Source organism: Kosakonia sp. S57 (assembly GCF_016516575.1).
In the GTDB taxonomy this organism is placed as follows: Bacteria; Pseudomonadota; Gammaproteobacteria; order Enterobacterales; family Enterobacteriaceae; genus Kosakonia; species Kosakonia cowanii.
On the sequence record NZ_JACVUL010000034.1, the window covers coordinates 1 to 22,757 of the forward strand.

At 55.5% G+C, this 22,757-nt stretch carries 21 protein-coding genes; 1 reads left to right on the forward strand and 20 read right to left on the reverse strand.

The features are described from left to right. Positions 1 to 215 precede the first annotated feature (215 nt). The 19 genes from cpoB to sdhC form a co-directional block, all read right to left on the reverse strand. Positions 216 to 1,022, reverse strand: coding sequence for a cell division protein CpoB (cpoB, locus tag IAE48_RS22915; RefSeq protein WP_094420453.1), 807 nt, complete (start codon positions 1,020 to 1,022; stop codon positions 216 to 218). A gap of 9 nt (positions 1,023 to 1,031) precedes the next feature. After that, the gene (gene pal / locus IAE48_RS22920) at positions 1,032 to 1,547 is read right to left on the reverse strand and encodes a peptidoglycan-associated lipoprotein Pal (RefSeq protein WP_007373922.1); all 516 of its coding nucleotides are present in this window, start codon (positions 1,545 to 1,547) and stop codon (positions 1,032 to 1,034) included. 30 nt (positions 1,548 to 1,577) lie between these two features. Continuing rightward, positions 1,578 to 2,870 carry a Tol-Pal system beta propeller repeat protein TolB gene (gene tolB, locus IAE48_RS22925; RefSeq protein ID WP_023478234.1) on the reverse strand — a complete coding sequence of 431 codons (1,293 nt, stop codon included), beginning with the start codon at positions 2,868 to 2,870 and terminating at the stop codon, positions 1,578 to 1,580. 130 nt (positions 2,871 to 3,000) lie between these two features. Continuing rightward, a complete protein-coding gene (tolA, locus tag IAE48_RS22930; RefSeq protein WP_200135690.1) occupies positions 3,001 to 4,326 on the reverse strand; it encodes a cell envelope integrity protein TolA in 1,326 nt (441 codons plus the stop codon). 39 nt (positions 4,327 to 4,365) lie between these two features. Next, positions 4,366 to 4,794, reverse strand: coding sequence for a colicin uptake protein TolR (gene tolR, locus IAE48_RS22935; protein WP_042713646.1), 429 nt, complete (start codon positions 4,792 to 4,794; stop codon positions 4,366 to 4,368). Positions 4,795 to 4,797: 3 nt separating this feature from the next. After that, positions 4,798 to 5,490, reverse strand: a complete 693-nt coding sequence (tolQ, locus tag IAE48_RS22940) for a Tol-Pal system protein TolQ (protein WP_023478229.1) — start codon at positions 5,488 to 5,490, stop codon at positions 4,798 to 4,800. After that, positions 5,487 to 5,891 (reverse strand): tol-pal system-associated acyl-CoA thioesterase, encoded by a 405-nt coding sequence (ybgC, locus tag IAE48_RS22945; RefSeq protein WP_034811764.1) that lies wholly within the window; start codon positions 5,889 to 5,891, stop codon positions 5,487 to 5,489. Before ybgC ends, tolQ begins: the two co-directional genes overlap by 4 nt. Before the next feature lie 148 nt (positions 5,892 to 6,039). Further along, complete coding sequence (gene ybgE / locus IAE48_RS22950; RefSeq protein ID WP_023478215.1) at positions 6,040 to 6,333, reverse strand: cyd operon protein YbgE; 294 nt, start codon at positions 6,331 to 6,333, stop codon at positions 6,040 to 6,042. Beyond that, positions 6,333 to 6,446 carry a cytochrome bd-I oxidase subunit CydX gene (cydX, locus tag IAE48_RS22955; protein ID WP_071789428.1) on the reverse strand — a complete coding sequence of 38 codons (114 nt, stop codon included), beginning with the start codon at positions 6,444 to 6,446 and terminating at the stop codon, positions 6,333 to 6,335. The genes ybgE and cydX overlap by 1 nt, the downstream gene beginning before the upstream one ends. 14 nt (positions 6,447 to 6,460) lie before the next feature. Next, complete coding sequence (gene cydB, locus IAE48_RS22960) at positions 6,461 to 7,600, reverse strand: cytochrome d ubiquinol oxidase subunit II (RefSeq protein WP_128483377.1); 1,140 nt, start codon at positions 7,598 to 7,600, stop codon at positions 6,461 to 6,463. A 15-nt stretch (positions 7,601 to 7,615) separates the two neighbouring features. Continuing rightward, on the reverse strand, positions 7,616 to 9,184 hold the full coding sequence (cydA, locus tag IAE48_RS22965; protein ID WP_042712263.1) for a cytochrome ubiquinol oxidase subunit I: 1,569 nt from the start codon (positions 9,182 to 9,184) through the stop codon (positions 7,616 to 7,618). 811 nt (positions 9,185 to 9,995) lie between these two features. Beyond that, complete coding sequence (gene sucD, locus IAE48_RS22970; RefSeq protein WP_023478233.1) at positions 9,996 to 10,865, reverse strand: succinate--CoA ligase subunit alpha; 870 nt, start codon at positions 10,863 to 10,865, stop codon at positions 9,996 to 9,998. Beyond that, on the reverse strand, positions 10,865 to 12,031 hold the full coding sequence (gene sucC, locus IAE48_RS22975; protein WP_034811760.1) for an ADP-forming succinate--CoA ligase subunit beta: 1,167 nt from the start codon (positions 12,029 to 12,031) through the stop codon (positions 10,865 to 10,867). Before sucC ends, sucD begins: the two co-directional genes overlap by 1 nt. 123 nt (positions 12,032 to 12,154) lie before the next feature. Beyond that, positions 12,155 to 13,381, reverse strand: a complete 1,227-nt coding sequence (gene odhB / locus IAE48_RS22980) for a 2-oxoglutarate dehydrogenase complex dihydrolipoyllysine-residue succinyltransferase (protein ID WP_023478231.1) — start codon at positions 13,379 to 13,381, stop codon at positions 12,155 to 12,157. 14 nt (positions 13,382 to 13,395) lie between these two features. Then, the gene (sucA, locus tag IAE48_RS22985) at positions 13,396 to 16,203 is read right to left on the reverse strand and encodes a 2-oxoglutarate dehydrogenase E1 component (protein ID WP_042712261.1); all 2,808 of its coding nucleotides are present in this window, start codon (positions 16,201 to 16,203) and stop codon (positions 13,396 to 13,398) included. Positions 16,204 to 16,566: 363 nt separating this feature from the next. Then, positions 16,567 to 17,283 carry a succinate dehydrogenase iron-sulfur subunit gene (locus IAE48_RS22990; protein ID WP_094420457.1) on the reverse strand — a complete coding sequence of 239 codons (717 nt, stop codon included), beginning with the start codon at positions 17,281 to 17,283 and terminating at the stop codon, positions 16,567 to 16,569. A 16-nt stretch (positions 17,284 to 17,299) separates the two neighbouring features. Beyond that, positions 17,300 to 19,066, reverse strand: coding sequence for a succinate dehydrogenase flavoprotein subunit (gene sdhA, locus IAE48_RS22995; protein WP_034811756.1), 1,767 nt, complete (start codon positions 19,064 to 19,066; stop codon positions 17,300 to 17,302). Then, positions 19,066 to 19,413 carry a succinate dehydrogenase membrane anchor subunit gene (sdhD, locus tag IAE48_RS23000; RefSeq protein ID WP_042712792.1) on the reverse strand — a complete coding sequence of 116 codons (348 nt, stop codon included), beginning with the start codon at positions 19,411 to 19,413 and terminating at the stop codon, positions 19,066 to 19,068. Before sdhD ends, sdhA begins: the two co-directional genes overlap by 1 nt. Next, positions 19,407 to 19,811 (reverse strand): succinate dehydrogenase cytochrome b556 subunit, encoded by a 405-nt coding sequence (gene sdhC / locus IAE48_RS23005; RefSeq protein ID WP_042712793.1) that lies wholly within the window; start codon positions 19,809 to 19,811, stop codon positions 19,407 to 19,409. The genes sdhD and sdhC overlap by 7 nt, the downstream gene beginning before the upstream one ends. Before the next feature lie 635 nt (positions 19,812 to 20,446). Between sdhC and IAE48_RS23010 the strand changes: the two genes are divergently transcribed. Next, positions 20,447 to 21,733 (forward strand): citrate synthase, encoded by a 1,287-nt coding sequence (locus IAE48_RS23010; protein ID WP_042712794.1) that lies wholly within the window; start codon positions 20,447 to 20,449, stop codon positions 21,731 to 21,733. A gap of 224 nt (positions 21,734 to 21,957) precedes the next feature. On the opposite strand, the gene nei is transcribed toward IAE48_RS23010, so the two are convergent. After that, a complete protein-coding gene (gene nei / locus IAE48_RS23015) occupies positions 21,958 to 22,749 on the reverse strand; it encodes an endonuclease VIII (RefSeq protein ID WP_200135691.1) in 792 nt (263 codons plus the stop codon). Positions 22,750 to 22,757 lie beyond the last annotated feature (8 nt).

The window sequence follows — 22,757 nt, forward strand, 5'->3', positions numbered from 1 at the left end:
TGCGACCAATTGATTAAAAGTCAACTGCTCTACCAACTGAGCTAACGACCCACTTTTGTGCTGCTTCCGGGTTAAGAGATATCCCGTGGCAACGGCGGCATATATTACTGATTTAAGAACTCAGCGCAACAACAATTTCGACGCGCACTGTTTAACTGCTTATGATTCATGCGACAAGACCAGAAAAACCGCGTTTTCTGGTCATGCGCTATGCATTACATCGAAGCAAGGCGTTTTTGCGCCTGTTTCGCACCATCGGTACCAGGGTATTTGCTGACCACCTGCTGGTAAACCGCTTTGGCTTTCGCAGTATCGCCCTTGTCTTGCATAATCACGCCGACTTTGAACATCGCGTCTGGCGCTTTCGGCGACTTCGGGAAGTTCTTCACTACCGAGGCGAAGTAGTAAGCCGCATCGTCTTTCTTACCCTTGTTGTAATTCAACTGACCGAGCCAGTAGTTGGCGTTCGGTACATAGGTTGAATCCGGGTACTTTTTGACGAAGTTCTGAAACGCAGCCAGCGCATCATCCTGGCGGGATTTATCCTGCACCAGGGCGATAGCCGCGTTGTAGTCGGTATTGGCATCGCCGCTTTGTACCGGTGCGCCTGAAGCCGCCGCACCGTTATTAGCGCCCGCATCCGCGGCCGGAGCCTGCGCTGCCGCACCGCTCTGATCGCCGGAAGCCTGCTGCGTCTGCCCTGCTGCTGCACCGCTGCTCAGATTGCCGATCTGCTGCAGAATTTGCTGCTGGCGTTCAACAACCTGATTGAGCTGATACTGGCTTTCCTGGATCTGTCCACGCAGGGAGTCAATATCGGCCTGATTATCAGAGAGCTGCTGCTGAAGTTGGGTTAAAAGCTGGCTGTGAGCATTGGAAATACGCTCAAGTTGAGTGACGCGGTCTTCGACCGAGCCTGAGCCGACACTACTGATTGGCGCCTGAGCATTAGCGGCCCAGGGGGCCGCTATGCCAACCAGTAACGACAGACTCAACAGATGATGTCTGAAGTTACTGCTCATGCAATTCTCTTAGTAAACCAGTACGGCGCGACGGTTTTTAGCGTAAGCCGCTTCGTCGTGACCCAGTACTGCAGGTTTTTCTTTACCGTAAGAAACGATGGAGATCTGGTCAGCAGAAACGCCTTTACCCTGCAGGTACATTTTAACGGCGTTAGCACGACGTTCGCCCAGGGAGATGTTGTACTCCGGGGTACCGCGTTCGTCAGCATGACCTTCTACGGTCACTTTGTAGGACGGGTTGCTACGCAGGAAGTTAGCGTGAGCATCCAGCATCGCTGCAAAGTCAGAACGGATGTCGTACTTGTCCAGATCGAAGTAAACGATGTTGTTCTGCTGCAGCTGCTGCATCTGCAGACGCGCCTGCTCTTCAGAGGACATGTTACCGCTACCGTTCATGCCAGTGCCGGCACCCATCATGCCTTCGCCGCTCTGGTCGCTGGTGTTGTTCTTGTGAGAAGAACATGCAGCGATTGCCATAACAGGCAGAGCCAGCATCAGGCCTTTCAGCACTTTGTTCAGTTGCATTTCTTTGATTCCTTTAATATTTATTTATTATCACAGATACGGAGACCAGGCAGGGAATTTAACCTGTCCATCAGTCGCCGGAATACGCGCTTTGAAACGCCCATCTGTAGAAACCAGGTTCAGCACGGAGCCCATCCCCTGAGAAGAGCTGTAGATGACCATAGTGCCGTTAGGTGCCAGACTTGGCGTTTCATCCAGGAACGTTGACGACAAAACTTGCACGCCACCCGCTTCCAGATCTTGTTTAGCAATGTGCTGCTGACCACCGTCAGAGCTAACCATCACCATAAATTTACCGTCGCTGCTGACATCCGCATCCTGGTTCTGAGAACCCTGCCAGGAGATACGCTGCGCTGCGCCGCCGTTAATATTGATTTTGTAAACCTGCGGACGACCGGCCTGGTCAGAGGTAAAGGCCAGGTTCTGGCTGTCCGGGAACCAGGTTGGTTCGGTGTTGTTGCTGCGACCGTCAGTAACCTGACGGATCTGGCCGGAACCGATGTCCATCACATAGATGTTCAGGCTGCCGGTTTTTGACAGGGCAAACGCCAGCTTGGTGCCATCCGGCGAGAAGGCCGGTGCGCCGTTGTGACGCGGGAACGACGCCACCTGACGAATGCTGGCGTTAGCCAGAGTCTGGATAACCAGCGCGGAACGACCGCTCTCAAAGGTCACGTATGCGACTTTTGAACCGTCCGGGGACCAGGCCGGGGACATCAGCGGCTGCGGCGATTTGTGGACGAGGAACTGGTTGTAGCCATCGTAATCAGAGACGCGCAGTTCATACGGGAACTGAGTGTTCGCGGTCTGTACGACATAGGCGATACGGGTACGGAACGCGCCTTTAATACCGGTCAGCTTTTCGAATACTTCGTCGCTGGCGGCATGGGCAGCATAACGCAGCCACTGCTTATTCACTTTGAAGGAGTTTTGCGCCAGCACGGTACCCGGCGCGCCGCCGGTGTCGACCAGCTGGTAAGCGACGTTGTAGCTGCCATCAGGGTTCGGTGTCACCTGACCTACGATGACCGCATCAATACCGAGCGCGGACCATGCAGCGGGCTGCACTTCCTGCGCGGTACCCGGCTGCTGCGGTAAACGGGAGCGATCCAGCGGGTTGAATTTACCGCTGTTGCGCAGATCCGCCGCAACGATACCGCCAGCGTCCTCAGGCGCAGCGCCTGGGCCTGCCCACTGGAACGGCACAACGCCAATCGGGCGTGCCGAGTCTACCCCCTGGGTGATCTCGATACGTACTTCTGCATGCAGCACCGCTGCCCACAGCATCAAAAAACCAAATGCAACACGTAATGCCTGCTTCATCATATCTCCCTTATCCGGGCAAAAAACCCGCGATAATTTAGCAGAATTTTAACAAACCAATAAGACAAAACTACCCGCGTTGGAACCGCCTTCGCATACTTTCCTCACGGGATCGCGAGGAAAGTGTACCTCAAGGTTTGAAGTCCAGCGGCGCATTTTTGAACACTTCATACACAGCCTGACTTGGTGGCTTCGGCATTTTCGCCTGTCGCGCCGCGGCCAGCGCGGCCTGACAGAGCGCCGGATCGCCTCCTTCAGACTGAATATCTAACAGCGTCCCATCAGGAGCCAGTTTGATACGTAACGTACAGGTCTTCCCGGTGTAGGAAGATGCATCATAGAAGCGGCTCTCAATCGCCGTTTTAATCTGCCCTGCGTAGTTACTGATATCGGCTCCGGATGCACCGTTGTTCTTAGTGTTACCCGAACCCGCCGGCGCTGCATTGTTGCCTTTCGCTCCGCCGCCCGTTTTCGGTGCATTCTTACCGGAGCTGAGGTCGCCAAACAGATCGTCGACGCCTTCCGCGGCGGCGGCTTTCTCTGCTGCGGCTTTTTTGGCAGCCGCTTTTTTATCGGCGGCGGCCTTCTCGGCAGCAGCTTTCTTCTCAGCGGCGGCTTTTTCCGCAGCCGCTTTCTTCTCGGCTGCCGCTTTTTCCGCTGCAGCGGCTTTCTTCTCCGCTGCGGCTTTCTCTGCGGCAGCTGCCTTTTCAGCGGCAGCTTTTTCAGCTGCGGCGGCCTTCTCGGCTGCGGCTTTTTCAGCAGCAGCCTGCTTAGCCGCTTCCGCCTGCGCTTTCTTCTTCGCATCGGCTGCCGCTTTCGCAGCTTCTGCTTCGGCTTTCTTCTGTGCGTCGGCGGCGGCTTTCGCGGCCTCCGCTTCGGCTTTCTTCTGTGCATCGGCGGCGGCTTTGGCTGCATCCGCCTGCGCTTTCTTCTGCGCGTCCGCTGCGGCTTTCTTCGCCGCCTCTTCCGCCGCTTTTGCCTGCGCATCCGCTTTGGCTTTCGCGTCAGCCGCGGCTTTCGCTGCCGCTTCTTCAGCCTGTTTCTGCTGCTTTTGCGCCTGCTTTGCCGCCTCTTCCGCCTGCTTCTGCTGTTCGGCCTGCTCGCGCGCGGCTTCCTGCGCCTGCAGACGCTCTTTCTCGACCTGCTTCAGACGCTCCTGCTCGGCGGCCTGCTTTTCACGCATCTCCTCCGCCTGCTGCTGCGCCTGTTTTTCACGCTGCTCTTCCGCGCGCTTAGCGCTCGATTGCTGGTGCTGTTGGCGGTTGTAGTTCTCCACTACCGCGCCGGGATCGACCATTACGGCGTCGATCGACGAGCCGCCACCGCCGCCCGCTGACGCTTCAATATGCTCATCGAACGAACTCCAGATCAGCAGCGCCACCAGAATTACGTGCAGCACGGCTGAAATGAGTATCGCTCGCTTAAGCTTGTCGTTTTGTACGGTTGCCTTTGACACTCTCGGTTCCCAAAAACTGTCCGCCTGTTAAGCCGGTGATCAGATAGGCTGCGTCATCAAGCCAACCGATTTCACACCCGCGCTATGTAACAGGTTCAGCGCTTTAATGATTTCGTCGTACGGCACGTCCTTCGCCCCGCCGATTAAGAACACGGTTTTCGGATTGGTTTGCAGGCGACGCTGCGCCTCCGCAATAACCTGCTCCGGCGGCAGCTGATCCATACGATCTTTCTCTACCACCACGCTGTATTGCCCGACACCGGAAACTTCAATAATCACCGGAGGATCGTCATTGGTACTGACGGTCTGAGAATCCGTCGCATCCGGCAGATCGACCTCGACGCTCTGGGTGATGATGGGCGCCGTTGCCATAAAGATCAGCAGCAGCACCAGCAGCACGTCGAGCAGCGGTACAATATTGATTTCGGACTTCAGGGCACGCTTGCTCCGCCCACGGGATCTGGCCATGGCTTACTCCTTATTGCTGTCGCTGCTGGCAAACGCCTGGCGATGCAGAATAGCCGTGAACTCTTCCATAAAGTTGTCGTAATTCTGTTCCAGTTTATTGACGCGCTGGTTCAGACGGTTGTAGGCCATCACCGCCGGAATTGCCGCGAACAGGCCGATAGCGGTGGCGATCAGCGCTTCAGCAATACCCGGTGCAACCATTTGCAGCGTCGCCTGTTTCACCGCGCCCAGCGCGATAAAGGCGTGCATGATCCCCCAGACAGTACCAAACAGACCAATATAGGGGCTGATGGAACCAACGGTACCGAGGAAAGGAATGTGGTTTTCGAGGCTTTCCAGCTCGCGATTCATCGAGATACGCATTGCCCTGGAGGCACCTTCAACAATCGCTTCCGGCGCGTGGCTGTTGGCGCGATGCAGACGGGCAAACTCTTTAAAACCGCTATAGAAAATCTGTTCAGAGCCGCTCAGATTATCGCGACGGCCCTGGCTTTCCTGATAGAGACGAGAGAGTTCAATGCCGGACCAGAACTTATCTTCGAACGCTTCCGCTTCACGCCCTGCGGCGTTGAGGATGCGGGTTCTCTGGATAATGATTGCCCAGGATGCGATTGAAAAACCAATCAAAATCAACATGATAAGTTTGACCAGAAGGCTCGCCTTCAGGAACAAATCAAGGATGTTCATGTCAGTCACTGCTTAAACTCCGCGACAATAGACTTGGGAAGCGCACGAGGCTTCATTAAGAGTGGATCAACACAGACAACCAGCACTTCAGCTTCGTTCAGCACTTTGTTCTCTGCGTTGACGATCCGCTGCGAGAACACCATAGACGTTCCACGCATTGATGTTATTTCCGTTTGGACGTCGAGCATGTCGTCGAGTCGGGCGGGTGCAAAATACTCCAGCGTAATTTTGCGCACCACGAACGCGACCTGCTCTGCCAGCAGAGCCTGTTGGCTAAAGTGATGGTGGCGCAGCATCTCGGTGCGGGCTCTTTCATAAAAAGCAACGTAGCTGGCGTGGTAAACCACACCACCGGCATCAGTATCTTCGTAATAGACACGAACCGGCCATCGAAACAGCGTTGTATTCACTTTACATCCCGGTAATGCAAAAAAGGTTAGAGCTTTTAAACTTCGCTACTATACGCGCGGGCAAGGTGCTTTGGAATGGGTTGTGGTAAACGGAGAGTAAAAATTTATGGGCTTTTGCAAGCCCATCGGGATAGCGGATATTTCTTATTCAAAAGAAGAAGAAAAGCAGACCTGCAAGCAGCACAACATCAGCAATCAGCGGGCAAAACAGCCCCTGCCAGTGCAGCGCGCGAGGACGAAAACCGACGCCGTGGATCACACCGGCGCAAACGGCCCACATCAACAGCAGACCATGCCAGATCTCAAGCTCGCTGGTTTTCGCCGCAAAGCGCGACGGATCCCAGAAAATGCACCCTGCCAGCAGCAGCGCCATTATTAAGGAAAGGGCCCGTAACGGGCCCTTGTCCATTACCGCATAGAGCTTTGCGATAACCTTATCCATCAATGTTCTTCTTGACCGGCTTTGGTTGCTTCAACATGTTCCAGCGCCAGCGCGGTGATCACACCAAAAGCACAGGCAAGAAGCGTTCCTAAAATCCAGGCGAAATACCACATATTCAGCTCCTTACTTAGTACATAGAGTGGGTGTTGCTTTCGATCTGCTCTTTGGTAATACGACCGAACATTTTCCAGTAACACCAGCTGGTGTAGAGCAGAATAATCGGTACGAATACCGCAGCAACCCAGGTCATCAGGTTCAGCGTGCGCTGCGTCGAGGTCGCATCCCACATTGTCAGGCTGGCGTTCAGCATGGTGCTGGACGGCATGACAAACGGGAACATCGCGATGCCTGCGGTCAGAATGATGCACGCCAGCGTCAGGGACGAGAAGACAAAGGCGAAGGCTGATTTATCCAGACGCGCGGTCAGGATAGTCAACAGCGGCAGCGCCACGCCCAGAGCCGGGATCGCCCACAATACCGGCGTATTGTTGAAGTTGGTCAGCCAGGCACCCGCCTGTACCGCAACTTCTTTGGTAAGCGGATTTGAGGCCGCATGGTGATTCATCGCAGAGGTGATCACATACCCGTCAATGCCGTACACCACCCAGACACCGGCCAGCGCGAAGCAGACCAGGGTCACCAGGGCTGCAATCTGTACCGTGGCGCGTGCGCGCAGGTGCAGTTCGCCGACGGTACGCATTTGCAGGTAGGTCGCGCCCTGGGTCAGGATCATCGCCACGCTCACTACACCGGCCAGCAGACCAAACGGGTTCAGCAGCTGGAAGAAGTTACCGGTATAGAAGAGGCGCATGTCGCCATCCAGGTGGAACGGTACGCCCTGCAGCAGGTTACCGAACGCTACGCCAATCACCAGCGGCGGCACGAAGCTACCGATAAAGATGCCCCAGTCCCACATGCCGCGCCAGCGCACGTCTTCAATTTTCGAACGGTAATCAAAGCCAACCGGACGGAAGAAGAGTGAGGCCAGTACGAGGATCATCGCTACATAGAAGCCGGAGAAGGCCGCCGCGTAGACCATCGGCCAGGCGGCGAACAGCGCGCCACCGGCAGTGATAAGCCAGACCTGGTTGCCGTCCCAGTGCGGCGCGATGGAGTTTATCATCACGCGGCGCTCGGTGTCGCTACGCCCCAACACGCGGGTCAGCATGCCGACGCCCATGTCGAAGCCATCGGTAACGGCAAAACCGATCAGCAGAATGCCCACCAGCAGCCACCAGATAAAACGTAATACTTCATAATCGATCATTTCACGACTCCTGTCTTAGCGTGCCGGCTGAGTAGTCACGGTGGACTGCTCGTAGTGATAGCGACCTGTTTTCAGGCTGCTCGGCCCAAGGCGAGCAAATTTGAACATCAGGAACACTTCGGCCACCATAAACAGCGTATAAAGGCCGCAAATCAGAATCATTGAGAACAGCAGATCGCCGACGGTCAATGAGGAGTTGGCAACGGCAGTCGGCAGCACTTCACCAATCGCCCACGGTTGACGACCGTATTCAGCCACAAACCAGCCTGATTCGATCGCAATCCACGGCAGCGGAATGCCATACAGCGCGGCGCGCAGCAGCCATTTCTTCTCACCGATACGGTTACGGATCACCGTCCAGAAGGAGATGCCGATAATCAGCAGCATCAGCACGCCACTGGCCACCATCAGACGGAAGGCGAAGTAGAGCGGCGCAACGCGTGGAATAGAGTCCTGGGTCGCTTTCTGGATCTGCGCTTCCGTCGCGTCGGTGACGTTCGGGGTATAGCGTTTCAGCAGCAGGCCGTAACCGAGATCTTTCTTCACGTTATTGAACTGCTCACGTACTGCCGGATCCGCAGAGCCGGAGCGCAGCTGCTCAAGCAACTGGTACGCCTTCATGCCGTTACGGATACGCTCTTCGTGCTGCGCCATCAGGTCTTTCAGGCCAATAACCGGCGTGTCGACCGAGCGGGTAGCGATAATGCCGAGCGCAAACGGGATCTGGATAGCGAATTTGTTCTCTTGTTTATCCTGATCCGGAATACCAAACAGGGTAAACGCTGCCGGAGCCGGTTGGGTTTCCCACTCCGCTTCGATTGCCGCCAGTTTGGTTTTCTGCACGTCACCCATTTCGTAACCGGACTCATCACCCAGCACGATAACGGAGAGGATGGCCGCCATACCGAAGCTGGCTGCGATAGCAAAGGAGCGTTTCGCAAAAGCAACGTCACGACCGCGCAGCAGGTAGTAGGAGCTGATACCAAGAATGAAGATAGCACCGCAGGTGTAGCCGGAAGCCACGGTGTGCACAAATTTGACCTGCGCAACCGGGTTAAGCACCAGTTCAGAGAAGCTCACCATCTCCATACGCATGGTTTCGAAGTTGAAATCAGAGGCGATGGGGTTCTGCATCCAGCCGTTGGCGACGAGGATCCAGAGTGCGGACAAGTTGGAGCCCAGAGCAACGAGCCAGGTTACCGCCATGTGCTGAACTTTGCCCAGACGATCCCAACCGAAGAAGAACAGACCCACGAATGTGGATTCGAGGAAGAAGGCCATCAGACCTTCAATGGCCAGCGGCGCACCGAAAATATCCCCAACGTAGTGAGAATAGTAAGACCAGTTAGTCCCGAACTGGAACTCCATGGTCAGACCGGTCGCCACGCCCAGCGCGAAGTTGATCCCAAACAACTTGCCCCAGAACTTGGTCATATCTTTGTAGATCTGTTTGCCGGAGAGGACGTAGACCGTTTCCATAATTGCCAGCAGGAACGCCATACCAAGCGTCAGCGGCACAAACAGAAAGTGGTACATCGCGGTCAAGGCAAACTGTAAGCGTGACAGTTCGACTATATCTAACATCATGACTCCTTGCTCATCGCATGAAGACTCCGAGAGTAAACCCCCGTTAGCGAAGGTTCACACGCATGCCCCAATACAAATTTGCTGCACTGTTTTATTCACTCTCCCAATGTCGGGACAATGAATAAAAAAAGTTACAACCAGGTTAATAAAAAATTCGAATTGATCTCGCGAATATATTACTCCGCAAAACCCTAACAATAAAAAGCATTTATTGATTATGTTTTACGTTTTACGACGGCGATCAATTAATCCCCAACTTTGCACTTCGCGGTCAATTTGATCCGCGACAATTTAGCGAGTTTTGACTGCTTTTCCAAGCTTTTAAATATTGATTTAAATCATTTACCATTGACGGTGTTAATTTTGTATTTAAGGTGTCCGGCGGGTAAAAACAGTGTTAATAACATGTTTACTGTAACGCAATTTATGGTTATCAATTGACGAATAAAGCGAAGAAAGGCGGGTTACTTTACGCGGTAAGTTAAAAACGTGAAAAGTGGGTAACTCTTAAGTGAAACAGCTCAACTATTTCCAGATTGATTTTACAAATATTTCACTTATCCGGTTAATATAATTAACACCGCTTCGTTATTATAAAAATAAGCATCTTTAAAAGGCGATGCTTAGCGCTATTATTCATAACTTTTATAACCTGCTTTCAGCTCGCCGGATAATGCTACAAGCCCCCTCCCCTGCCTGCCTCCCTTTTTTTTACCACGCATAGATGCGGGCAATAAAAAAGGCCGCTCCAGGAGCGGCCAACCATGTCGAATTGCGCTGCTCCCCTGCGTGGGGGAGCGATGGTTTTTTATTTAATTACGGTTTTCAGCGCGTCGCCGATATCGGCCAGGCTGCGCACGGTTTTCACGCCAGCTGCTTCCAGCGCCGCGAACTTCTCGTCCGCCGTACCTTTACCGCCTGCGATAATGGCGCCTGCATGGCCCATACGCTTGCCTTTCGGCGCGGTAACACCGGCGATGTAGCCAACAACCGGTTTGGTGACGTGCTCTTTGATGTAGGCTGCGGCTTCTTCTTCCGCGCTACCGCCGATCTCACCGATCATGACAATCGCTTCGGTCTGCGGATCTTCCTGGAACAGTTTCAGGATGTCGATAAAGTTAGAGCCCGGGATCGGGTCGCCGCCGATGCCCACACAGGTGGACTGACCGAAACCGTAATCCGTGGTCTGTTTAACCGCTTCATAGGTCAGGGTGCCGGAGCGCGAAACGATGCCGACTTTACCCGGCTGGTGGATGTGGCCCGGCATAATGCCGATTTTGCACTCGCCTGGGGTGATCACGCCCGGGCAGTTCGGCCCGATCATGCGCACGCCAGCTTCATCCAGCTTCACTTTCACCGTCAGCATATCCAGCGTCGGGATACCTTCAGTGATGGTGATAATCAGTTTGATACCTGCATCGATCGCTTCCAGGATGGAGTCTTTGCAGAACGGAGCCGGAACGTAGATAACCGTTGCGGTCGCGCCGGTCGCCTCTACCGCTTCACGCACGGTGTTGAACACCGGCAGGCCGAGGTGCGTGGTGCCACCTTTGCCTGGCGTTACGCCGCCAACCATCTGCGTACCGTAGGCAATCGCCTGTTCGGAGTGGAATGTACCCTGGCTTCCGGTGAAGCCCTGGCAGATAACTTTGGTGTTCTTATCGATCAAAACAGACATTATTTCCCCTCCACTGCGGCAACAACCTGCTGTGCTGCATCCGTCAGACTTTTCGCTGCAATAATATTCAGGCCGCTGTCAGCCAGGCGCTTGGCACCCAGTTCAGCGTTGTTACCTTCCAGGCGTACGACTACCGGCACGTTCACGCCAACTTCTTCTACAGCACCGATGATGCCGTCTGCGATCAAATCGCAGCGCACGATGCCGCCGAAGATGTTAACCAGAACGGCTTTCACGTTCTCATCGGAGAGAATGATTTTGAAAGCTTCGGTTACGCGCTCTTTGGTCGCGCCGCCGCCAACGTCGAGGAAGTTAGCCGGTTCGCCGCCGTGCAGTTTAACGATGTCCATGGTGCCCATTGCCAGGCCTGCGCCGTTAACCATGCAGCCGATGTTGCCGTCGAGAGCAACGTAGTTCAGCTCCCACTGTGCAGCCTGTGCTTCGCGCGGGTCTTCCTGAGACTGGTCGCGCATTTCGCGCAGATCCGGCTGGCGGAAGAGTGCGTTGCCGTCCGCGCCCAGTTTGCCGTCGAGGCAGATCAGGTCGCCCTGCTTAGTGATCACCAGCGGGTTGATTTCGATCAGCGCCAGGTCGCGCTCAAGGAAAATGGTCGCCAGACCCATAAAGATCTTGGTGAACTGCTGAACCTGCTTACCTTCCAGACCCAGTTTGAACGCCAGGTCACGACCCTGATACGGCATCGGGCCGGTCAGCGGATCTATAGTGGTTTTGTGGATCAGGTGCGGGGTCTCTTCCGCCACTTTCTCAATCTCAACACCGCCTTCGGTGGAGGCCATGAACACCACGCGACGCGAGCTACGGTCAACTACCGCGCCCAGGTAGAGCTCTTTGTCGATATCGGTCGCCGCTTCAACCAGGATCTGGTTAACCGGCTGGCCGTTAGCGTCTGTTTGGTAGGTTACCAGGCGTTTACCCAGCCAGTGCTCCGCGAATGCGCGGATCTCTTCTTTGCTGTTCACTACTTTTACGCCGCCTGCTTTACCGCGGCCGCCTGCGTGAACCTGGCATTTTACGACCCACGGGCCTGCACCAATTTTCGATGCCGCTTCTTCGGCTTCACGCGGGGTAGTACAGGCGTATCCAACCGGAGTCGGCAGACCTGACCGGGCAAAAAGCTGTTTCGCCTGATACTCATGTAAGTTCATCTGTTCTATCCATCCTTCAGGTAATCATTATCAGGGTGTCTGCGGGTCGGGGTGACCTGTTTGCCGGATCCGCCCACAGTCAGGTGATGACTTCAGGCCCGGCATCCGCCGGGCCCTGGCCGACTACACGTCCAGCAGCAGACGGGTCGGATCTTCCAGCAGCTCTTTGATGGCGACCAGATAGCCCACAGACTCACGGCCGTCGATCAGACGGTGATCGTAAGAGAGCGCCAGGTACATCATCGGCAGGATCTCAACCTTGCCATCAACCGCCATCGGGCGATCTTTGATGGCATGCATGCCGAGGATCGCGCTCTGCGGCGGGTTGATGATCGGGGTGGACATCAGCGAGCCGAAGACGCCGCCGTTGGTAATGGTGAAGTTACCGCCGGTCAGATCTTCCACGGTCAGCTTGCCGTCGCGCCCTTTCAGCGCCAGCTCTTTAATTTTCTTCTCGATATCTGCCATGCCGAGGGTGTCGACATCGCGCAGCACCGGGGTCACCAGGCCACGCGGCGTGGAAACAGCCATACTGACATCGAAATAGTTGTGGTAAACCACATCATCGCCATCGATAGAAGCATTCACTTCCGGGTAGCGTTTCAGCGCTTCAACCACCGCTTTCACGTAGAAGGACATAAAGCCCAGACGGATGCCGTGACGCTTCTCGAACGCGTCGCCGTACTGCTTACGCAGATCCATAATCGGCTTCATGTTGACTTCGTTGAAGGTCGTCAGCATGGCGGTGGAGTTTTTCGCTTCCAGCAGACGCTCGGCTACGCGTTTGCGCAGGCGGGTCATCGGTACGCGTTTTTCCGTGCGGCCAGCCGGAGCCGGAGCCGGGGTGCTGGCAGCAGCCGGAGCCGCCGCTGGTGCAGCGCTCTGCGCCGGGCCTTTCGCCAGATGCTTCTCAACATCTTCACGGGTCAGACGACCACCAACACCGGTACCTTTGATGTCGCTGGCTTCCAGGTTGTGCTCGGCCAGCAGGCGACGGATCGCCGGGCTCAGGGCATCATTGTTCTGCTCTTCCAGCGAGGCCTGCTGACGCTGCGCCGGGGTAGACTCTTTCTCTTCAGATTTAGCACTGCTCTCTTTGCCTGCGCTGTTGCCCTCTTTCAGACGGCCCAGAATCTGGCGGGAGGTAACGGTTGTGCCTTCCTCTTCCAGCACGGCATCAAGGATGCCGTCCGCTGACGCCGGCACTTCCAGTACCACTTTGTCAGTTTCGATTTCTACCAGCACTTCATCACGTTTAACGCTATCGCCTGGTTTTTTGTGCCAGGTTGCAACGGTCGCGTCAGCAACGGACTCAGGCAGATCGGGAACAAGAATATCTACGCTACTCATTATTTATCCTTTAATTAATTGACGTTCAGCGCGTCATTTACCAGATCTTGTTGCTGTTTCTGGTGAACGGAGAGGTATCCCACCGCCGGAGAGGCGGAGGCCGGGCGACCTGCGTAACGCAGACCAGCCCCAAACGGAATCACATCACGGAAGTGATGCTGGCTGCAGTACCATGCGCCCTGGTTCAGCGGCTCTTCCTGGCACCAGACAAAATCATGCACATGCGCGTACGGCTTCAGCGCTTCCTGCACCGCCTGGTGCGGGAACGGATAGAGCTGCTCGATGCGGACAATCGCGACATCTTTCTGGTCGTTCTTACGACGCTGTTCCAGCAAATCGTAATAAACCTTACCGGAACAGAGGATAACGCGTTTCACGCCCTGCGGATCGAGATCGTCCACTTCGCCAATCGCCGGCATAAAGGTGCCGTTCGCCAGCTCATCAAGCGTTGAGACCGCCTGCGGATGACGCAGCAGGGATTTCGGTGACATCACAATCAGCGGACGGCGCATACCGCGCAGCGCCTGACGACGCAGCATGTGGTAAACCTGCGCCGGGGTCGACGGCACGCAAACCTGCATATTCTGCTCGGCGCAGAGTTGCAGATAGCGCTCCAGACGCGCGGAGGAGTGCTCCGGGCCCTGCCCTTCATAGCCGTGCGGCAGCAGCATCACCAGGCCACACATACGGCCCCACTTCTGCTCGCCGGAGCTGATGAACTGGTCGATAACTACCTGCGCACCGTTGGCAAAGTCGCCGAACTGCGCTTCCCAGATGGTGAGCGTGCGCGGCTCAGCGGTGGCGTAGCCATACTCAAACGCCAGCACCGCTTCTTCCGACAGCACGGAGTCCCAGACGCGGAACGCGCCCTGGCTGTTATGTACGTGTGCCAGCGGGGTGTAAGTCGAACCGTTAGTCTGGTTATGCACCACCGCATGACGATGGAAGAAGGTACCGCGACCGGAGTCCTCACCGGAGAGACGCACCGGAATGCCCTCATCTACCAGCGTGGCGTAAGCCAGCGTTTCCGCGCCGCCCCAGTCGAACAGCTTGTCGCCGTTCGCCATCAGCTGACGGTCAGCGTAGATTTTCGCTACGCGGGACTGCATCTCAATCGCGTCCGGTACGGTGCTGATGCGCTTCGCCAGCTCTTGCAGGCGCTTCATCTCCACCTTGTTCGGGTAGCTCTCATCCCACTCGTGGTTGAGGTACGGCGACCAGGTAAAGGAGTGCATATTCATCGGACGCCATTCAGCGACCACGCACTCACCGGCATCGAGCGCATCGCGGTAGACGTTAGCCATCTCGGTGGCGTCTTCCGCGGCGATGGTAGTTTCCTGCTCCAGACGGCTGGCGTAAATCTGACGCGGCGTCGGGTGCTTTTTGATTTTCTGGTACATCAGCGGCTGGGTTGCACTCGGCTCATCGGCTTCGTTATGGCCGTGACGGCGGTAGCAGACCAGGTCGATAAAGACATCGCGTTTGAAGGTATTACGGAAATCGAGCGCCAGGCGGGTAACAAAGGCCACCGCTTCCGGATCGTCCGCGTTAACGTGGAAAATCGGCGCCTGCACCATTTTACCGATATCGGTACAGTACGGCGTTGAGCGCGCATCCAGCGGGTTCGACGTGGTGAAGCCCACCTGGTTGTTGATAACGATACGCACGGTGCCGCCCACTTCGTAGCCGCGTGCTTTGGACATGTTGAGGGTTTCCTGCACCACGCCCTGGCCTGCGACCGCCGCGTCACCGTGAATGGTGATCGGCAACACTTTGTTGCTGCTCGGTTCGTCAAGGCGATCGAGACGAGCGCGAACGGAGCCGATAACTACCGGGCTTACGATCTCGAGGTGCGACGGGTTAAACGCCAGCGCCAGGTGAACCAGGCCGCCTTCGGTTTCAACGTCGGACGAGAAGCCCATATGGTATTTCACGTCGCCGGTGCCGAGATGCTCTTTATGTTTACCGGCAAATTCGTCGAACAGGTCCTGCGGCTTTTTGCCCAGCACGTTAACCAGCACGTTCAGACGACCGCGGTGCGCCATGCCCAGCACTACTTCACGGGTGCCGCTTTTACCGGCGTGGCGGATCATCTCTTTCAGCATCGGTACCAGCGCGTCGCCACCCTCAAGGGAGAAGCGTTTTGCACCCGGGAATTTCGCGCCCAGATAGCGCTCCAGCCCTTCGGCGGCGGTCAGTTCGCTTAAGAAGCGCTTTTTCTCTTCTGCCGAGAAGCTGGATTTACCGGTGGCCGACTCGATGCGCTGCTGGATCCAGCGTTTCTCTTCGGTGCTGGTGATGTGCATGTACTCCGCGCCGATGGAGCCACAATAGGTCTCTTTCAGCGCATGGAGCAGCTCGCCCAGCGGCATAGTGTCTTTGCCGATAGCAAATGACCCGACATTGAAGCTGTTCTGGAAATCGGCTTCGGTCAGGTCATGGAATGCGGGATCGAGATCGGCGACCCTCTCCTGCTGCCATAATCCCAGCGGATCGAGATTCGCATGCTGGTGACCACGGAAGCGGTAGGCGTTAATGAGCTGCAGGACTTTGACCTGCTTAACGTTGGTATCGGGGTCGGAAATCGAGGAGGAGTAACGTGAAGCGTCCTTCGCCAGTTGGCGGAAGTAATCACGCGTTTTGGAGTGGAACTGATCCGGTTTGACTCCGGTACCTGGTAACTGCTGGAACATAGATCGCCAGTTCGCATCTACCGAGTCAGGATCGGTTAAGAAGTCTTCATAGAGCTGTTCTATCCAGCTCTGGTTAGACCCAGAGAGGTAAGAAGAGTCCAGCCAGGCTTTCATTGCGCCGTTCTGCATCGTGATCCCTTAAGCATTGTTATGCTTACTTCGCCGTGGATAACTTCGACGTACACGTACGCGCACGTCCCAGGGTTCACCTGCGGGTTCTTTGACCCGCGAAGGAACCTTTAAAAACAGCCTAATCTTCGTTGTTCGGGCTGCGACGGCGTTGGCTGCCTTCGCTCACCTGGGTGACATAGTTCACTATGCTGCCCCGGATGCGCTCAATTGCCGCCTTGTCTCGCGCCAAACATCTCAATTATGTTTCAGTGGCGGTTTTTAGAGGTTTCTGCTGCTTTTACTCGCCCGGCGCGCTTGCGCTTACCGGGCTTATCAATACTGTAGGCCGGATAAGCGCAAGTGCCATCCGGCTTTACCTTTTTATGCACTGCGTTGCAGCAACATTGACTTAATGTGGCCAATGGCGCGCGTCGGGTTAAGCCCTTTCGGGCATACACTGACGCAGTTCATGATGCTGTGGCAGCGGAATACGCTGAAAGCATCGCTCAGGCCATCGAGACGCGCATCCGTTTCCGTATCGCGGCTGTCGATCAGGAAGCGGTATGCCGCCAGCAAGCCTGCCGGGCCGATGAATTTCTCCGGGTTCCACCAGAACGACGGGCAAGAGGTCGAGCAGCAGGCACAGAGAATACACTCATACAGACCGTCGAGTTTCTCGCGCTGTTCAGGCCCCTGCAGGTGCTCACGCGCCGGCGGATTTTGCCCATTATTCAACAGGTAAGGCTTGATTTTTTCATATTGGGCATAGAACTGCCCCATGTCCACCACCAAATCGCGAATTACCGGCAGACCTGGCAGCGGGCGGATGACAATCTTCTTCTTGCCGTTGCCAAGCGCGGAAATTGGGGTGATACAGGCCAGCCCGTTTTTGCCGTTCATGTTCAGACCATCGGAACCGCACACCCCTTCACGGCAGGAGCGACGGAACGACAGCGTGGAGTCGGTCTCTTTCAGCTGCATTAACGCATCAAGCAGCATCATGTCGCGACCCTCTTCCGATTCGAGGGTGTAATCCTGCATACGCGGCGCGTCGTCGACGTCCGGGTTATAGCGATAAATCGAGAATTCGAGTTTCATCAATCCTGTCTCCGCATTAATAAGTACGAATCTTCGGCGGGAACGCCGGACGCAGTTTCGGTTCCATATTGACGCTGCGACGCGTCATAGATTCCGTCTCTGGCAGGTACAGGGAGTGACACAACCAGTTCTCATCGTCACGATCCGGATAGTCGAAGCGGCTATGCGCGCCACGGCTTTCGGTACGGAAGTTGGCAGAAACCGCCGTTGCATAGGCCGTTTCCATCAGGTTATCCAGTTCCAGACACTCAACGCGCTGGGTGTTGAACTCGCTGGAGGTGTCGTCCAGACGGGCGTTTTTCAGGCGCTCGCGGATCACTTTCAGCTGCTCCAGACCCTTGGCCATCGCATCACCTTCGCGGAAGACCGAGAAGTTGTGCTGCATACACTCTTGCAGCGCTTTACGAATGGTGACCGGATCTTCGCCATCGCGGTTGTTGTTCCAGCGGTTAAGGCGCTCAAGGGAGGCGTCGATATCAGAGTCGCTGGCATCACGCAGCGCGCCCTGCTCGGCGATAGACTCCTGCAGATGCAGACCCGCCGCGCGGCCGAATACCACCAGGTCGAGCAGCGAGTTACCGCCCAGACGGTTGGCACCGTGTACCGATACGCAGGCGATTTCGCCTACCGCAAACAGACCCGGAATAACAACGTCTTCACCCTGGGCATTAACGGTCAGCGCCTGGCCGGTCACTTTGGTCGGAATACCGCCCATCATGTAGTGGCAGGTCGGAATAACCGGGATCGGCTCTTTTACCGGATCGACGTGGGCAAAGGTACGCGACAGCTCAAGGATCCCCGGCAGGCGCGATTCCAGCACCTCTTTGCCGAGGTGATCGAGTTTCAGCTTGGCGTGCGGGCCCCACGGGCCATCGCAACCGCGGCCTTCGCGAATTTCGATCATGATCGAGCGCGCAACCACGTCGCGGCCCGCCAGATCTTTCGCGTTCGGCGCATAACGCTCCATAAAGCGCTCGCCATGTTTATTCAGCAGGTAACCGCCTTCACCACGGCACCCTTCGGTGACCAGTACACCTGCGCCGGCGATACCGGTCGGGTGGAACTGCCACATTTCCATATCCTGCACCGGTACGCCGGCACGCAGCGCCATCCCAACACCGTCGCCGGTGTTAATGTGTGCGTTGGTGGTGGACTGGTAAATACGCCCCGCCCCGCCGGTTGCCAGCACGGTTGCACGCGCTTTGAAGTAGACCACTTCACCGGTTTCGATACAGAGCGCCGTACAGCCGACCACCGCGCCATCCTGGTTTTTCACCAGATCGAGCGCATACCATTCGGAAAAGATGGTGGTGTGGTTTTTCAGGTTCTGCTGATAAAGGGTGTGCAGCAGCGCGTGACCGGTACGGTCAGCTGCGGCCGCAGTACGTGCCGCCTGCTCGCCGCCGAAATCTTTCGACTGGCCGCCAAACGGACGCTGATAGATGCGACCATCTTCCAGACGGGAAAACGGCAGGCCCATATGTTCCAGCTCCAGAATCGCTTCCGGGCCGGTTTTACACATATATTCAATGGCGTCCTGGTCACCGATATAGTCGGAGCCTTTTACCGTGTCATACATGTGCCATTCCCAGTTATCTTCATGGGTATTGCCCAGCGCAACGGTGATACCGCCCTGCGCAGAGACAGTGTGGGAACGGGTTGGAAAGACTTTAGAGAGCAGCGCACAGGTTTGCCCGCTCTGGGAAATTTGCAGCGCCGCGCGCATACCTGCGCCACCTGCGCCAATTACAACAGCATCAAATTCTCTGACTGGCAGTTTCATTACACACCCCACACCACAACGAATCCATAAATGACATACGCGACCAGCGCAACAACAATCACCAGCTGCAGCAGCAGGCGCGTTGCAACGTGTTTAACGTAGTCGGTCAATACCTGCCACATGCCGATCCACGCGTGGATCAGGATGGAAAAGAGCGCCAGCAGGGTAAAGACTTTCGTGAAGGCGGAGGAGAAGAAGCCCGTCCAGACACCCCAGGTCAGTTCGCTGTGCAGCGCGAAAAAGCCGACCATGTAGATGATGTATAACGTCAGGACAATAGCGGTAGCACGGACGAGAATAAAATCATGTACGCCGTTGCGTCCTAATGCGGAGGCGTTGCTTACCATACGAGGACTCCTGCGAGAATTGAAAGCACGACAGTGATCACAAAAGAAATATTAGCGGAACGTTTTCCTGCGGCGAGGTTCTCTTCCAGCCAGCCGAAATCCATAAACATGTGGCGAATGCCGCCGACAGCGTGATACGCCAGCGCGGTAAGGATGCCCCAGAAGATGAATTTGACGAAGAAACTGCTCATGATGGCAGAAGCGGCCTGGAAGCCCTCTTCAGATGACAGCGACAAGCCCAGTAACCACAACAGAATGCCGATCGCCACAAACGTGATGACGCCGGAAACGCGGTGGAGAATGGAAGCTATAGCCGTAACAGGAAACTGGATTGTTGTCAGATCCAGATTGACAGGTCTTTGTTTTTTCACATTTTTTATCATGAATAACGCCCACATGCTATTCTTATAGTTTCCTTCCTCCGGTCTGCGTGCGGGTCAGACAGCGTCCTTTCTATAACTGCTCGTCATGCAAAAAATGTGCTTCCATATGCTAAACGACAGGTTACAACGCTGGGTGGCTCGGGATGGCAGGGTATTCCGGAGACCTGGCGGCAGTATAGGTCGTTCACAAAATCATTACAATTAACCTACATATAGTTTGTCGGGTTTTATGCAGAACAGTGACCGAGGTCACGATAACAACATTATTTTAAAATTTAATCATCTGATTTGACAAAAGTTAAACATTCTTGTTACAAACTACGCCAGAAAGAACTTATAATGCTTAAAAGTTATGGGGTCTTGCTTTCACCTGAGAATAAGTTATGTAACAGTGTGATGGTATTGACCGATTTAATCAGGACAGTTATTAGTGATATACAGGTTTGATAAATTCGGACTGCTAAGACGCTGATTTGCTGTTTTTTCACTGTATTTTCAATGTGTATCTGCACGCGCCTATCGCTCTGTACCCTGGTATCTCCTCTTCGCAGAGCAGCGAGCTATATAACAATTCGTTAACATTGACGGTCAAGTGAAGGCAAACCCGGTGGCTGGCGGTCTTAAGCAATAAGGCGCTAAGGAGACCGTAAATGGCTGATAAGAAAGCAACCATCACCTACAATGGTGACGATGCTATTGAACTGGATGTGCTACAAGGCACGCTCGGTCAGGATGTTATTGATATCCGTAGTCTCGGTTCAAAAGGGGTTTTCACTTTTGACCCAGGTTTTACCTCAACCGCATCATGCGAATCGAAAATCACCTTTATCGACGGCGATGAAGGGATTCTGCTGCACCGTGGCTTCCCCATCGATCAACTGGCGACTGAGTCCAACTATCTGGAAGTGTGCTACATCCTGCTGTACGGCGAAAAACCGACTCAGGCGCAGTTTGAAGAGTTCACGCTGACAGTGACCCGCCACACGATGATCCATGAGCAGATTACCCGTCTGTTCCACGGTTTCCGTCGCGACTCGCACCCTATGGCGGTGCTGTGCGGCGTGACCGGCGCGCTGGCGGCGTTCTACCACGACTCGCTGGATGTGAACAATCCGCGCCACCGTGAAATCGCCGCGTTCCGTCTGCTTTCCAAAATGCCGACCGTGGCCGCGATGTGCTACAAGTACTCCATCGGTCAGCCGTTTGTTTATCCGCGTAACGACCTCTCCTATGCGGGCAACTTCCTGCACATGATGTTCTCCACGCCGTGCGAACCGTATGAAGTGAACCCGGTTCTGGAACGCGCCATGGATCGTATTCTGATCCTGCATGCTGACCATGAGCAGAATGCGTCCACCTCTACCGTGCGTACCGCAGGCTCATCGGGCGCGAACCCATTTGCCTGTATCGCGGCCGGTATCGCCTCCCTGTGGGGACCGGCGCACGGCGGCGCGAACGAAGCAGCACTGAAGATGCTGGAAGAGATCAGCACCGTTAAACACATTCCGGAATTCCTGCGTCGCGCCAAAGATAAGAACGATTCGTTCCGTCTGATGGGCTTCGGTCACCGTGTCTATAAGAACTATGACCCGCGCGCCACCGTGATGCGTGAAACCTGCCATGAAGTGCTGCGTGAACTGGGCACCAAAGACGATCTGCTGGAAGTGGCGATGGAGCTGGAGCACATTGCGCTCAACGACCCGTACTTCATCGAACGCAAACTCTACCCGAACGTCGATTTCTACTCTGGCATTATTCTGAAAGCGATGGGGATCCCGTCGTCGATGTTTACGGTGATCTTCGCGATGGCGCGTACCGTGGGCTGGATTGCGCACTGGAACGAGATGCACGATGACGGCATTAAGATTGCCCGTCCGCGTCAGCTCTATACCGGTTACGAAAAACGTGAGTTTTCGTCAGATCTGAAAAAAGATTAATCCCCGCTAATGCCCGGTGGCGCTGCGCTTACCGGGCCTGCAACTGTACTACCCCGTAATATTGCCCGATGGCGCTACGCTTATCGGGCCTACGATTGTACTTACCCACTCAATGACACAATGACGCTGCGCTTATTGGGCCGACGATGGTTGCGGTGGCACGGTCCGTAGGCCGGATAAGGCGCAGCCGCCATCCGGCACGTTCTCATTTGCCACTGACTTGTTTACCGCTGACACCCCGGACACCAATAAAAGGGGCGTGAGGAGAGCGTCGTCTTCTCAATGATCCCGCCGCAGCGCTCGCACTTTTTCCCGGCACGGTGAAACACCTTAAAGCGAAACAGCGCCCCGTGATGCTTCTTCTCATCAACACGCCCACGGGTTTGATACGAGAGACGCGGGATTGCCAACAACGCCTCTGCCAGCAGATCCAGCTCGCTCTCGCTAAGCTGTTCGGCTTTACGCTGCCCGGTCAGCCCGCTGTGCCAGAGAATTTCGACGCGCAAATAGTTACCTAATCCTGCGAGAAACGCCTGGTCGAGCAGCAGCCCGGCAAACTGCCGACGCCGAAAGCGCGGTGAGAGCAAACGCGCTTTCACCTCCTCCACCGTTAAGCGCATATCCAGCACATCCAGCCCTACGCGTAGCAAAAAGGGGTGCTGCGCCAGTTGCTCCGGCGTCAGCAATGCAATCTCCGAGGCGCTGTAGAGCAAAATCGCTTTATCCGCCGCCTGCAAGCGCACGCGCAACACGCGGTTGGTTTCTGGCATCTCGCCCGCCTTCACCACGCGCCAGACGCCGTAAAGCTGATTGTGGCTATAAAGCGTTAACCCGCCGGAAAAGTGCGTTAACAGCGCTTTGCCGCGTGTCTCAATGGCATCGATCTGCTGCCCCACCAGCCCGGCGGCATAATCAGTAAGATGCGGCTGGGCAAACCAGACCTCGGTCAGCGGCTTACCCTTAATCGCGGCTTCCAGCGTGTCCGCCGCGCGGCGGATCTCCGGTCCTTCCGGCATGAAAACTC